The organism is Streptococcus dentiloxodontae, from assembly GCF_053206925.1.
Genome location: NZ_JBRUHR010000005.1, coordinates 38,649 through 52,799 on the forward strand (window position 1 = coordinate 38,649; position 14,151 = coordinate 52,799).

Annotated in this window: 12 protein-coding genes; 9 read left to right on the top strand and 3 right to left on the bottom strand. The window is 39.9% G+C overall.

What is annotated here, in order from left to right; translation table 11 throughout:
• The first annotated feature begins 18 nt into the window (after positions 1-18).
• The 3 genes from ACVRZ8_RS04310 to metG all read left to right on the top strand — a co-directional run bounded on the left by ACVRZ8_RS04310 (position 19) and on the right by metG (position 4,595).
• Positions 19-1,065 (top strand): PhoH family protein, encoded by a 1,047-nt coding sequence (locus tag ACVRZ8_RS04310; protein WP_447448145.1) that lies wholly within the window; start codon positions 19-21, stop codon positions 1,063-1,065.
• A 320-nt stretch (positions 1,066-1,385) separates the two neighbouring features.
• Positions 1,386-2,315 carry a hypothetical protein gene (locus ACVRZ8_RS04315; protein WP_447448085.1) on the top strand — a complete coding sequence of 310 codons (930 nt, stop codon included), beginning with the start codon at positions 1,386-1,388 and terminating at the stop codon, positions 2,313-2,315.
• Positions 2,316-2,531: 216 nt separating this feature from the next.
• The gene (metG, locus tag ACVRZ8_RS04320; RefSeq protein WP_447448086.1) at positions 2,532-4,595 is read left to right on the top strand and encodes a methionine--tRNA ligase; all 2,064 of its coding nucleotides are present in this window, start codon (positions 2,532-2,534) and stop codon (positions 4,593-4,595) included.
• 367 nt (positions 4,596-4,962) lie between these two features.
• Here the strand turns inward: metG and ACVRZ8_RS04325 are convergent, their stop codons facing one another.
• Both ACVRZ8_RS04325 and ACVRZ8_RS04330 read right to left on the bottom strand, forming a co-directional pair.
• On the bottom strand, positions 4,963-5,808 hold the full coding sequence (locus tag ACVRZ8_RS04325) for an aldo/keto reductase (protein WP_447448087.1): 846 nt from the start codon (positions 5,806-5,808) through the stop codon (positions 4,963-4,965).
• A gap of 10 nt (positions 5,809-5,818) precedes the next feature.
• Complete coding sequence (locus ACVRZ8_RS04330; protein WP_447448088.1) at positions 5,819-6,718, bottom strand: LysR family transcriptional regulator; 900 nt, start codon at positions 6,716-6,718, stop codon at positions 5,819-5,821.
• Between the two features lie 223 nt (positions 6,719-6,941).
• Between ACVRZ8_RS04330 and ACVRZ8_RS04335 the strand changes: the two genes are divergently transcribed.
• From ACVRZ8_RS04335 to ACVRZ8_RS04360, 6 genes are read left to right on the top strand one after another with little or no spacing between them, the layout of a single operon-like run.
• Entirely contained in the window at positions 6,942-8,519 is a 1,578-nt protein-coding gene (locus ACVRZ8_RS04335; protein ID WP_447448089.1) for an ABC transporter substrate-binding protein, read from the top strand.
• 56 nt (positions 8,520-8,575) lie between these two features.
• Positions 8,576-9,535, top strand: a complete 960-nt coding sequence (locus tag ACVRZ8_RS04340; RefSeq protein WP_447448090.1) for an ABC transporter permease — start codon at positions 8,576-8,578, stop codon at positions 9,533-9,535.
• The gene (locus ACVRZ8_RS04345; protein ID WP_447448091.1) at positions 9,536-10,369 is read left to right on the top strand and encodes an ABC transporter permease; all 834 of its coding nucleotides are present in this window, start codon (positions 9,536-9,538) and stop codon (positions 10,367-10,369) included.
• A gap of 2 nt (positions 10,370-10,371) precedes the next feature.
• Positions 10,372-11,241: an ABC transporter ATP-binding protein gene (locus ACVRZ8_RS04350; protein WP_447448092.1), complete on the top strand. Its 870-nt coding sequence runs from the start codon at positions 10,372-10,374 to the stop codon at positions 11,239-11,241.
• 1 nt (position 11,242) lies between these two features.
• Complete coding sequence (locus ACVRZ8_RS04355; RefSeq protein ID WP_447448093.1) at positions 11,243-12,142, top strand: ATP-binding cassette domain-containing protein; 900 nt, start codon at positions 11,243-11,245, stop codon at positions 12,140-12,142.
• Positions 12,143-12,147: 5 nt separating this feature from the next.
• Entirely contained in the window at positions 12,148-12,849 is a 702-nt protein-coding gene (locus ACVRZ8_RS04360) for a gamma-glutamyl-gamma-aminobutyrate hydrolase family protein (RefSeq protein ID WP_447448094.1), read from the top strand.
• A 133-nt stretch (positions 12,850-12,982) separates the two neighbouring features.
• Here ACVRZ8_RS04360 and ACVRZ8_RS04365 read toward each other — a convergent pair whose 3' ends face one another.
• Positions 12,983-13,624 carry a hypothetical protein gene (locus tag ACVRZ8_RS04365; RefSeq protein ID WP_447448095.1) on the bottom strand — a complete coding sequence of 214 codons (642 nt, stop codon included), beginning with the start codon at positions 13,622-13,624 and terminating at the stop codon, positions 12,983-12,985.
• Between the last annotated feature and the right edge of the window lie 527 nt (positions 13,625-14,151).

Below are 14,151 nucleotides of genomic sequence, written 5' to 3' on the forward strand. Positions count from 1 at the left end.
ATGAAAGAAGGACTTTATTTGCAAGACTATTCTGTTGAGATTGATTTGACCCATCCTGATGACTTGCTGGCTCTTTTTGGCAGCAATGAGCGCCATTTGAAATTGATTGAGGAAAATGCCGGTGTGGTGATTCATGCCAGAACAGAGCGAGTTCAGATTTTAGGAGACAGCGAGGAAGCTCTGGAAATCGCACGGCAGACTGTTCAAGCTTTGTTGGTCTTGGTGCAGCGTGGTATGATTGTCAATACTTCTGATGTGGTCACGGCTCTTTCTATGGCACAAAATGGAACTATTGATAAGTTCGTCGCTCTTTATGAAGAGGAAATTATCAAAGATTCTTATGGCAAGCCCATTCGTGTCAAAACACTGGGACAAAAGGTTTATGTTGATAGCGTCAAGTCCCATGATGTAATTTTTGGGATTGGTCCTGCAGGAACAGGGAAAACCTTTCTGGCTGTGACTTTGGCTGTGACGGCTCTCAAGCGTGGACAGGTTAAACGGATTATTCTAACTCGGCCTGCAGTGGAAGCTGGTGAAAGTTTGGGATTTCTCCCGGGAGACCTCAAAGATAAGGTTGACCCTTACCTGCGCCCTGTTTACGATGCGCTTTATCAGATTCTAGGCAAGGAACAGACAAGCCGGCTTATGGAGCGTGAAATTATAGAAATTGCCCCCTTAGCTTATATGCGCGGTCGCACCTTAGATGATGCTTTTGTCATTTTAGATGAAGCGCAAAATACGACCATCATGCAGATGAAGATGTTTTTGACCCGTCTTGGTTTTAATTCTAAAATGATTGTCAATGGTGATACCAGTCAGATTGACCTGCCTCGTAAAGTCAAATCGGGATTGATTGATGCTATGGAAAAGCTGCAGCATATTCAAACGATTGATTTTATTCATTTTTCAACCAGTGATGTTGTCAGACATCCTGTTGTCGCAGAAATTATTCGAGCTTACGAAAATACAGGCACTGTTCAGCAGCCAGAAAATAAGAAAGACCTTTCTGAAGATGCTGTTTCTGCCTTGACATCCTATCCTATTATTGGTGACGAACGAGAATAGGACAAAAAACGGTAATTCGCCGTATTCGATTTCTCAGCAAGTCCTAGTTTTTAGTTGCTGACCTGAAACAGTCCGCTGGACTGTTTTTTGACACTTGCTTCGCAAGTGTCATTTCCCGATTTAAAAGGTCTCCCAGACCTTTTTGCCCCACTCCCCACCCCCGCGGCTTGTAAGTGAAATGATAAAAATGTAAGGAAGTGGATGGTTTTGTCCCAGCCTCGTTTTATTCCATCATTTTTGAAATCGTTTATGGAAACTACTAGGTTTATTCAATTAATCATGATACAATAGAGAGGGTTTAGAGAAAGGGGAGAACGATTATGAACCAAAATGAGTGGCTTGATTATTTTGAAACAGTCAATGGCAGAAAGCCCAGTCCGAAAGAATTTGCACAAGCTAAGGCTGCAGGTGAATTTACGATTGAAAATACTAAAACTGCTGAGACAGTTTCCAAAGAAGAACAAGGAGCAGTTCTGAACAGTGTGCAAAACACAGCGGCGCCTCAAACACCTACGTCAATAAATACGCAATTAGCTCCCAATGGGGGAGTAGTTGCGCAGCCAGCAGCTAAGAAAAAAATGAGCAAAAACGTTAAAATTGTTATTGCAAGTATCGTTGCTTTCATCTTTTTGATTGGTGCCTGTTTGGGCGGTTATTTTTGGCTGCGTTATGAATCATCTAAGATCGATGAAGGAACATGGCTTATTCAGAGTGATCAATATTATGACAAAAAGAAAGATAAAATGGTTGATTCTTTGAAAGAAACTAAGGCATATGGCTTTAAATCTCTTGATTACCTAACTGTTAAGGGCAAGGAAATTAAAACTTACAGTTATACAGATTTGAGGACTACAGAGAGTGTTTCCGTTATGGATTATGAGACAGGTAATGAATTCACTTACGATGCATGGAATCAAACATGGTCACACATTCTTTCTGCTAAAGAATACGAAAAACAAGTTAATAAAGTTTTAGATAAAACCTACAAGGGTAATAAGTATATTGATAAGGACGATATTCAGGGATATAAAGATGATTATATTGACAACTATAAAGATGCTTTAAAGAGTACCTACCGTTATACCGTTAAAGGGAATAACCTAACGGTTAGTGTTTATGATAACAAGAACAAACTTGTTGCAAGACGTATCTATAAAAAAATTACTGGTGATGAGGAAGATAAACTTCTTTATGACTATGATAAAGCTGTTAAAGACGATAAAGAACTTTATGACAGTTTAAAAGATTAACGTCTTCTCAAAGACTGCTGTAATAAGCAGTTTTTTTCATGCTCAAAACATGGTATAATGAAGTGTTAATATTACAGCGCTAGCTCATTTGCCAGTGTTTGAAAGGAAAGGAATTGAACCGAAACGAAAAAGTGAGAGCTGAGCAGATTTATCTGTAATACAGTTTTTGCAGGCTGCTGCTTTCAGTTGCTTTTTCGCTGTTCTTGGTATTTCTAAGTGACTGAGAAAAAATCATTCTATATTACAACACCCATTTATTACCCATCAGGCAAGCTCCATATTGGCTCTGCTTATACTACCATTGCCTGTGATGTCTTGGCGCGCTACAAGCGCATGATGAATTATGATGTCTTTTATCTGACAGGACTTGACGAGCATGGGCAAAAAATTCAAGCCAAAGCTGAAGAAGCTGGCATCAGTCCTCAAGCTTATGTTGATAATATGGCTGTTGGTGTTAAGGAACTTTGGAGTCTGTTGAAGATTTCCTACGACAAATTTATTCGTACGACAGATGATTATCATGAAGAAGTGGTTGCCAAGGTTTTTGAACAATTGTTGGCGCAGGGCGATATTTATCTGGGTGAATATTCAGGCTGGTATTCTGTTTCGGACGAGGAATATTTCACAGAGAGCCAGTTGGCAGAGGTTTATCGTGATAAGGAAGGAAATGTTATCGGTGGCTTGGCACCGTCTGGTCATGAAGTTGAGCTTGTTTCTGAGGAATCTTATTTCTTTAAGCTCAGCAATTATGCTGAACGTTTAGTAGCTTTTTACAAGGCAAATCCGGATTTCATTCAGCCAAATGGCCGCATGAATGAAATGCTTAAAAATTTCATTGAACCAGGTCTGGAAGATTTGGCCGTGTCTCGAACGACTTTCTCTTGGGGTGTTCCTGTACCATCAAATCCTAAACACGTGGTTTATGTCTGGATTGATGCTCTCCTTAATTATGCAACGGCTCTTGGCTATCAGCAAGAAGATCATGCTAATTTTGATAAATTCTGGTTAGAACAAACAGTTGCTAAATCTTGGACAGATGATAATGGCAAGACTTGGAGTTTTACGGTTAATCCTGAAATCAATCATATGGTAGGTAAAGACATCTTACGTTTTCATTCTATCTACTGGCCGATTATTTTAATGGCGCTTGATCTGCCCTTGCCAAACCGTTTGATTGCACATGGTTGGTTTGTTATGCAAGATGGCAAGATGTCCAAATCAAAAGGAAATGTTGTTTACCCTGAGATGCTGGTTGAACGCTTTGGGCTTGATCCACTTCGCTATTACCTCATGCGCAGTCTGCCAGTTGGCTCGGATGGAACGTTCACGCCGGAGGATTATGTTGGACGGATCAATTATGAATTGGCCAATGACCTTGGTAATCTACTTAACCGCACTGTTGCTATGATTAACAAGTATTTTGATGGTCAGGTTCCAGACTATGTGGAAAATGTGACAGACTTTGATGCAGACTTGGCAGCAGTTGTTACTGAAAATCTGTCGGAATATCACAAACAAATGAATGCGGTAGACTATCCACGGGCACTTGAGGCTGTCTGGAATATTATTTCTCGCACCAACAAATACATTGACGAAACAGCTCCGTGGATTCTGGCTAAAGAAGATGGAGACAAGAAGCAACTGGCAGCAGTCATGGCGCATTTAGCAGCGAGCTTACGTGTGATAGCGCATCTGATTCAGCCATTCATGATGGCAACATCAGATGCGATCATGGAACAGCTAGGCCTAGGTGATAACTTTGATCTCGAAAACTTAGAACTCTCAGGCCTGCCAAGTAATCTTCGTGTTGTGGCTAAGGGGACCCCTATTTTCCCACGGCTTGATATGGATGTTGAAATTGACTATATCAAAGAGCAGATGAATGCAGGGAAGCCTGCTGCTGAAAAAGAGTGGAACCCAGATGAGGTTGAGCTCACATCAAGTAAGGACGAGATTAAGTTTGAAGCCTTTGATGCTGTGGAAATTCGTGTTGCTGAAGTTAAAGAAGTTGAAAAAGTTGAAGGTTCTGACAAATTGCTGCGCTTCCGCTTGGACGCAGGCGATGGTGCTGACCGTCAGATTCTCTCAGGAATTGCTAAATTCTATCCGAATGAACAAGAATTAGTTGGGAAAAAATTGCAAATTGTCGCTAACCTTAAACCACGCAAAATGATGAAAAAATATGTTAGCCAAGGCATGATTCTCTCAGCAGAACACGATGGCAAACTAACAGTATTGACAGTTGATTCAAATGTACCAAATGGATCGATTATTGGATAAAAATAAATCTCTGTGCCAAGAATTAGCGCAGAGATTTTTTGTTGCTATTGGTAATTAAAGAGCCTTGCAATAACAGCTGTCCAAAATAATATAAAAACAAGAAAAGCAAGAGCATTAATTACTAAACTAATACTATTAAAAACATTGTTTTCTGTGTAGCGGTAAGGGTCATTATAAGTATATCTATTAGCTGCGGCCAAGTCTGCAGATATTCATAATGATATTAGCAAGAACAGAGGTGCAGCAAGCAAAGTTCCAATAGATGATAACAAATCTTATCATTTGTGTTTTCTTTTGTTATAAATTTCTCCCTATTTATCATAGGGAGTCGTTATTTTCCATGGTTTTGCAGAAAAGTTTATAGATGTTAAACTTTGTAGTCCAGTAAGTGCTTAACACGTTCTTGATCTTCACGCGGTCCGTAAACATTTGGCTGACGGTCTAGGCTCTTAATGAGCTCCATGTCTTCTGTTTTTAAGCTAAAATCAAAAATATTGAAGTTTTCTTGCATACGTTTTAAGTGTGACGATTTTGGAATGGTTAGAATTCCTTCCTGAATTTGCCAGCGCAGGATAATCTGTGCAACGGTTTTATTGTATTTTTCAGCTATGCTATTGAGCGCAGCGTCTGAAAAAATCCCATCTTCTCCTCGATTAAAAGGACTCCAAGCTTGTGTGGCAACAGTATAAAGCTGATTGGTTTTTCGGATAAGCGGCGCCTGCCTGTAAGGGTGAAGTTCAATCTGATTAAGAGCGGGGACGATATTAGCCTGTTCAGCAAAATCAGTAATACGACCGGTTGAAAAATTAGAAACACCGATAGCTTTGATTTGTCCAGCCAAATAGAGTTCTTCCATAGCGCGCCAAGCACCATAGAGATCTCCATAAGGCTGATGAATAAGATAGATATCAATATAGTCTGTTCCTAATTTTTGAAGGCTTTCTTCAAAAGCCCTTTTGGTATTTTCGTAGCCCAACTGGTTAATCCAAGCCTTAGTGGTAATGGTAATGTCCTTACGACTGATGCCTGAGGCACGCACAGCAGCTCCGACAGCCTCTTCATTCTTATAAAGTGCTGCGGTATCAATCAGACGATAGCCCGTTTCCAGAGCATCTTCTACGGCACGCTGGCATTCTGTCAAATCAAACATCTGCCAAACGCCAAAACCTAAGACAGGAATTTGAAGACCATTGTTTAATTTTTTGTATTCCATGAGTTTCTCCTTAATCTTGATGAGGTAAGAGGCTGCGCTTGATTTCACCGATAAAAGCATCTACAATAGGTGCTTTTTTATGTTTATTATTGGTTACAAAGCCCAGCGTGTGCATAGGACTGTCTTTTAAGGGAATAAGGACAATTTGTTCTTTGATAAAGCTGTTGATAATGCCTAAGCCGGAAGCATAACTGTCAGAAGCACACAGCAGGTTCATGATGGTACCACGGTCATTGCTGTAAAGGACATTTTGACCTTCACGGACTTCTAGGGGATCTTCGTCAAAGTTAATGCCTGACTGCTCTTGTCTAAACCGAATCTGGGCATAGTCTTCTAAATCCTCGCTGGACAGCTCTTTTTTATTGGCTAAAGGATGCTGGCGCCCTAGAAAGATACGAGTGGGAAAATCACCGAGTGCAGTGAAAGTCAGTTCCTGATCTTTTAAGCTGCGTTCTAAAATATGGGAATTTTCCTCATCTAGATAAATAATTCCCAAATCGCTTTCAAATTGTTCTACACTTTCTAAAATACGCTTGGTAGTGGTTTCAATAATTTGAAATTCTTGATAGTCGTCTTGAAAATTTTGTGCTATTCGTGCCATGGGTAGTGACAAAAAATCGTAATGGTGGCTGGCAATAGTAAATGATTTTTTAAACTGTTTGCGGTAGCGGCCTTCCAGAAGATCAATTTCCCCTAGGATGCGTTTGGCGTATTTCAAAAAATCGTGACCATCATCGGTTAATCTGGCTCCAGTATTGGAACGGTCAAAAAGGAGAACACCGAGTTCTTGTTCCAAGTCGCGAATGGAGGCCGACAAATTTGGCTGGGTTAAAAAAAGCTTCTTAGCGGCCTGACTAAAAGATCCTGTTTCGGCGATAGTTTCAACATAGCGGCACTGCTGAAAATTCATAAAATCCTCCTTATATGGACTGATGTGACTTCTTATTTAATCATCATTATAACAAAATGAGAAAGCACTTTCAGCAAAATTTTGATAGAAAAAATAGAAGAGGTCATAAAATTTTCTTATGGCTAGCCATAAGAAATATAGATTATTCATCATTTTAAGAAGATGTTAAGATTGTATCAACAACTAGCAGAACGGCTTATCGAAATTTAGAAAGAGGTTATTTATGAAGAGAAGGAAAAACAAGAAGACGCTTTATAGTATTATTGTTGTAATTGCTGTTATTGTGATTGGGGCGGTAGCTTGGTTTACAGTTTCCAATCAATCTAATAAGGCATCATCTGGTGATGACTCTAGTTTGACTTATGCTTTTGGCGGCGATCCTGTATCATTGAACCCCATTAACTCTAATGATTTATGGGGCTTAAGAGCGATTAATATGATTTACTCACCGCTTGCCAGAACCAGCAACAGTGGTGAAGTGAAGTACGAGTTGGCTACTGATATTAAACAGTCTGAGGACGGAAAAAGTATTACAGTTAAGCTGCGCGATGATATAAAATGGTCTGATGGTGAGAAATTTACGGCAGATGATGTTGTCTTTACCTATACTCAAAAAGCTAAAAAAGAAAATGGGAAATACGAAAGCCTCTGGATTGGCGATCAGCCATTGACAGCAGAAAAAGTAGATGACTATACGGTTAAATTCAATTTGCCAAGCGCCAGTGCAGCAGCTGTCAATAATATTACCAATGAAACCTACATTATTCCTGAGCATATCTACAAGGATGTATCCGATTTTTCAGTAAACAATCTTGAAGTTTACCCAACTGTCGGTACAGGTCCTTATGTTTTGGAAAACTATACATCAGGCAGTACATTAACACTAAAGGCTAATAAATACTACTATGGCGGCGATGTTCCCGTTAAAGATATTGATGTAAAAATTATTCCAAATTCTGATACGCTTAAAGTTGCCCTTCAAAATGGAGAGGTTGATGCGGCTTCTGTCTCATCAACAGATGTGGAAGATCTAAAAAACAGTGATGTTAAGACTCAGACCTATTCTGGCGGCGGTATTAATTATTTTGGTATTAATTCCGAAGTTATTACAGACAGCCGTGTACGTCAAGCGATATTCTATGCTTTAAATCGTGACGAAATCAATACAGGTTCGTTTGATTCCAAGGATTACTACGATACGGCTACTTCATTCCTGCCAAGTGATAATAAGTTTTACGATAAAAATACCCCAGCCTATAAGCAAAATATTGATAAGGCAAAGGAATTACTGAAAGAAGCTGGGGCAAGTCATTTGACTTTTACCTTAGCCTATGATTCTTCAAATGATATTTTTGTAAAAGAAGCAGCGATTATCCAAGAAGAATTAAAAGAAGTCGGTATTACAGTTAAGCTTGAAGGCGGCGATGGAGATACGATTTTAGCTGAATTAAAAACAGAAGGGACAACGAAATACCCGCTGTTTTTACGCTCCTACAGCATGGGAAATGATCCTGACACCTACAAACGTCTCTTCCAAACAGGAGGTGCTTCAAATTACTTTAAACTTGCAAATACTGACATTGATAATCTCTTTAGTACAGGTGCTTCTGAGCTGGATAAAAAGGCACGTCAGAATATCTACAATGATTTGCAAACGGAGCTGGCTAATCAGGCGGTCATTTATCCCATATCATCTGATAAAGGTGTCGTAGCTGTCAATAATCGTATTTCAGGAGTTGATTCTAAGAATCTCTATCCGATTTATAGTTTTGGAGATTGGTCGGCCTTGGCGATTAAGTAACTTCTAGTGCTGAGAATAGAGATGTTCTCAGCTTTTTTAAATAAAAGGAGAATAATATGTGGAGATATATTGGAAAACGTCTAGTACAGGCTCTGCCTTTACTCTTGATCATTTCCTTTATCGTATTTGCCTTGATTCAATTAGCACCTTTTGATGTAGTTGATACTTTAACAACACCGAATATGACTCAGGATCAGATTGATTTACTGCGTGAAAAAAATGGTCTGAATGATCCGTTTTTAATTCAGTATTTTCATTGGCTGGTTAATGTTTTACATGGTAATTTTGGCAATTCTTTAGTTACACAAACGAGCATTTCTTCTGAACTGGCGGCTAAGATTCCAAATACATTGATGATTGTCCTTCCAGCTTATGTCACTTCCTTATTTTTAGCCAGTGTTTTGGGATTGTTAGCAGCTGCCAATAAAGGGAAATTTTGGGATAAACTGGTTAATGCCCTTGCTTCTATTGGGATGGGGACGCCGACTTTTTGGTTTGGAATGTTATTGATTTATCTTTTTGGCTATCAGCTGAATTGGCTGCCGATTGTTGGGATGCATTCCAGCGGTCAGCAGGGCAATGCTGTTGATTTGCTGAGGCATCTGGTGCTGCCTTATTTGACATTAATCATTGCCTATTTTCCAGAATTGCTTCGCTATATTCGATCGGCTGCTATTGAGCAAGTAAATGAAGACTATGTCACAGTTCAGCAAGCTTTTCATGCGAGTAAATCAGAGATTTTCGGCCGGCATGTTCTGCGCAATATCTGGATTCCTATTGTGACACGTATTGGTCAGGCTCTGCCGATGTTTGTAACGGGAGCGATCATTACTGAAAATATCTATGGTTGGCCGGGGATTGGTACTTATTTGACATCGGCAACAAATGACTTGGATTACCCTGTCATCATGGCTGTTCTTTTAATATCATCTACCTTGGTTATTTTGGGAAATCTCTTGTCTGATGTTTTATATTCTATTGTCGATCCACGTATTAGAAAGGCTGGTAATGCTTAGATGACTCAGGGAATTACAAAAACTTGGCGGGCATTATTGTCCTCGCCTCTTTATACGGCATCCTTTATTTTTCTCGTTCTGCTCATTATTTTGTCGCTTGCAGCTCCGCTATTTCCTTTCAGTCCAACGAAAACGGATGTTACCAATGTCTGGCAGGGGCCTAGTCTGAGTCACTGGTTTGGAACAGACGATTTAGGACGCGATTATTTTATCCGTGTGCTCTACGGTGGACGTGTCTCTTTAATTGTTGGTTTTTCGGCCATGCTGGCATCAACTTTCATTGCGACTCTAGTAGGTGTTGTTTCTGGCTATTTTGGCGGCTGGATAGACAATCTTATCATGCGGCTTGTTGAGATTTTGTCCTCTATTCCGTGGCTGGTGCTGGTCATTGTGTTAAGTGTGTTTCTAAAGCCTGGTTTGACAACAATTATCATTGTCATTGGCTGCTTTTCATGGATGGGAATTTCTCGTCTGATTCGTGCTGAAACACTTTCTGTCAAGAACCGTGACTATGTTATTTACAGTGAATTCATCGGGGAAAATAAGGCTAAAATCATGATGCGTCATATTATTCCCAATATTTTGCCTATTTTGATTGTTGCAGCGACCAATAGTATTTCTTCGGCTATCATGACCGAGTCAGCCCTTTCCTTTTTGGGAATGGGAATCCAGCAGCCTATGTCATCTTGGGGAAGTTTATTGCAAAATGCGCAGAGCAGTCTTCAAAGGGCACCTTACATGGCTGTTTTACCAGGACTTTTTGTTCTTTTGACCATTTATTCAATCAACAACCTTAGTGAATTGATTAAATCGGCTATCCAAAGGGAGGTTTAGAGATGACAGATGTTATTGTTGACGTTAAAAACCTGCGTTTAGTTCGACAGGAGGCTAAGCGTTCTCAAAAAGAAACTGCCCTAGTCAAAGGAGTAGATTTTCAGATACCTAAAGGAGCGATTGTTGGTATCATCGGTGAGTCGGGTTCAGGGAAAAGCCTCTCTATGAAATCCTTAATGGGAATTTTACCGGATAATATTTATTCCAGCTTTGATCGGTTTGCCTTTAATGGTAAGGCTGTGGACAATGCAGAGCAGCTTCCTATCGCCATGATTTTTCAAGATCCGATGACTTCCTTGAATCCTTTGAGAAAGATTTCTTATCATTTGGCAGAAATTATTTTTAGACAGGATGAGGAAATCTCAGATGAGGACGCTGAAAAGCTAGCCATTACCATCTTAGAGAAAGTAGGTATCCGAGAAGCTAAACGGCGTTTAGACCAGTATCCCTTTGAACTTTCGGGCGGCATGCGTCAGCGGATTATGATTGCAATGGCCTTGCTGGCGAAACCGGAATTATTGATTGCAGATGAGCCTACAACGGCTTTGGATGTTACCATTCAGGCTCAAATTCTAAGTCTGTTAAAAAAATTACAAGGCAATAGTGATTTTTCTATCATTTTGGTCAGTCATGATTTTGGAGTTATTGCAGGGCTGTGTGACTATGTCAAAGTTATGTATCAGGGACGTATAGTGGAAGAAGGAACGGTTGAAGAGATCTTTTATCAACCTCAACATGCTTATACGAAGAAATTGCTGAGTGCAGCAGATTTGGAAGTTGAAGAATTATTAGATTTTACAGGCTTTACAGAGAATAAAAAATGGATCTTTACTCAAGTGAGCCAAACGCACCGCTATTTAACGGAGGAATAGAATGACAGAAACGGTTATTGAGTTGGAACATGTGACAAAAGTCTTTAAAACGGGAAAAGGCCGAAAAAATAAACTGTCAGTTACTGCTGTTGATGATCTCAGTCTCTCAATCAGACAAGGAGAAACTTTAGGATTAGTGGGAGAATCAGGTTCGGGAAAGACCACGATGGGACGAATTATTCTTGGTTTAGAAACCGTTGATGAAGGAAGCGTTTCTTTCAAGGGTAAAACCATTCACGGTTTGTCAGCCAAGGAAAAAAGAGAAATCGCCAATCAGCTGCAAATTATCTTTCAAGATCCTTACTCTGCCCTTGATCCAAGAATGACTGCAGTTGAATTGGTTCAGGAACCCTTACTCAATCTATCAAAAGAAGAAGCATTTCAAAAGGCATCCGAAATGTTGAAATTAGTTGGAATTGAAGGGGAGGCCATTTATAAATTGCCACGTGAATTCTCGGGTGGTCAGCGTCAGAGAATTGGGATAGCGCGTGCAGTAGTGAACAATCCGGAATTTATTGTTTGTGATGAGCCCACTTCAGCTTTGGATGTTTCTATTCAGTCGCAAATTTTGAAATTACTGAAGAAACTGCAGGAAGATTTGAATTTATCTTATTTGTTCATTTCCCACGATTTGTCAGTAGTGCGGCACATTTCAGATCGCGTTGCTGTTCTTTATCATGGGAAATTGGTGGAAATTGCTCCCGCAGAACATCTATTTGATCACCCTCAGCATGCTTATACTCAATATTTATTGGCCGCTAAACCGGAATTAGATCCCAAATTAGCCAAAGAAAAACTCTTAAACCTTGATGATACCATTCATGAATTTGAGCTGTCAGAAGACTTTGAGTGGCAGCAAGTTGGTGAGAATCATTTTGTTCGAGTAGACGCGGAGGCTTGATAGATATGTCAAAAGTAATTGTTGGAATTTCTGCAAATGAGAAGCCTATTGCAGCTGATGTTCCTATCGTGCATTTGTCTGTTTCACGTAATTTTGCAGATGGTGTCAAAAGAGCAGGTGCTCTGCCTTTTTACATTCCCTTAAGCAGCCAAGAGGAGGCCAAAGAATACGTCAATGCGATTGACGCTTTGATTTTGACTGGCGGTCAAGATGTTCATCCTAGCCTTTATCATCAAGAAGCAGCCGCCCAAAAAGATGACTATTTTCTTGAACGTGATTTATTTGAGGTGGCCTTGCTTGCTCAGGCTTTAAAGCAAAGAAAGCCCATTTTAGCAGTCTGTCGCGGGATGCAGCTTCTAAATTGTTACCTCGGTGGGGATCTCAATCAAGAGATTTCTGGCCATTCACAGGGCTTACCTTTGGGGACCTCGCATGAAATTGAGCTTGTTGACGAATCAAGGCTGGCTAAGTTATTTCACAGCGGCAGCCGAGTGAATTCTGTACATCATCAGTCGCTGAATCGTTTGGGGAATGGATTAGTGGTGACAGCCAGGGATCCTAGAGATCAGACGATTGAAGCAGTAGAATTACCGGGCTACCCTCTTTTAGCTGTACAGTGGCATCCTGAATTTTTGATTGATGAATCAAGGTCAGACCAAGCTTTATTTGACAGCCTCGTTGGCTTTGTCAGAGACAGCCGAAACTAAAAAGAACAAACAGATTCATAACTGTTTGTTCTTTTTAGTAGTTTACGTTCTCGTCATATCAAGGTAAGAAAAAATTGCTTTGTATGGCTTTTTAAGTTTTTTCAATCCTTTTGTATTTTATTAAAAATTCTCCCTAACTGACATTTTGCTGCCCAAAATACTGCCACCGTTTTAGCAACCAGATTGTTGATAAGAGGATTGCTATTAATAAAGGAACTGGCTTTATGCTTTGTCCGAAATAAGTACAGAGTATTTGCATCAGTCCGATAGTTACCCCGCTGTATTTCCAAAAAGAGTGAGAGAGTAATAAGGACCAAGAAACCAAGAATAGCCCTAGTAAGATGTCACATAAATGCCAAACTGCATAAATTTTGGCCAAGGCCGCCTGAAGGTTGTCACCCGTGACGACAGGTAAACCGTTGACAGGGTAGACAAGCCTGCCAGTTTCTAATACGATTAACAGCCAGGCCATTAACAGCAGTGTAAAACTTGCCTTTAGCAGTCCTGTTAGTATGCTGTCCTTTTGAAAATAGGTGTTGCCTACCTTATAAAAAGTACATCCAAATAGAATAGCCGAGAATATGAGTAATTCGTCCATGGCCATCAGTAAACCACCCTGTTGATTTATGGTTTGGAGCAAGGAGTTTGTCGACCCTAGTTGGAGGCTGAAATATAAAAAGCCAATCCGAACTGCCATATAGAACAAAATACCGGCAAGAAATATTCCTGAGACTAGGAAGTATTCTCTCTTTTGCTTAGAGGTCTGATTTTTCATATGTTCTCCTTTAGGTTTTGTTTAATAGTATAACAATTTTTCACTGACAGATAAAACAAGAGAATGGGACAAAGAAAATATTCAGTGGCTATTTTTTTCCTGAGCTTAAAAACAAAAAAGCGAATCAAGATTTCATAGAATTCGATTTCTCAGCAAGCTCTAGTTTTTAGTTGCTGACCTGAAACAGTTCACTGGACTGTTTTTGTCCCACCTCCGCACAGTTTATTAGGGATTGATATGAACTAACGTTCATAGGATTAGATAGCCTCCAACAGTTCCCCAAACTGTTGGAGCTATTACTTGCGTAATTGAACACGAGCTACGAGCTGTGTCAAAAAGATAGTTTTTCCTAGAGTCTTGTGACTCTTCGTCAAAATTCCTATTTTGCCTTTGCTCGTAAACGCTCTTTGTATCTTGTCAATTGAACACGAGCTACGAGCTGTGTCAAAAAGATAGTTTCTCCTAGAGTCTTGTGACTCTTCGTCAAAACTCCTATTTTGCCCTTGCTCGTAAACGCTCTTTGTATC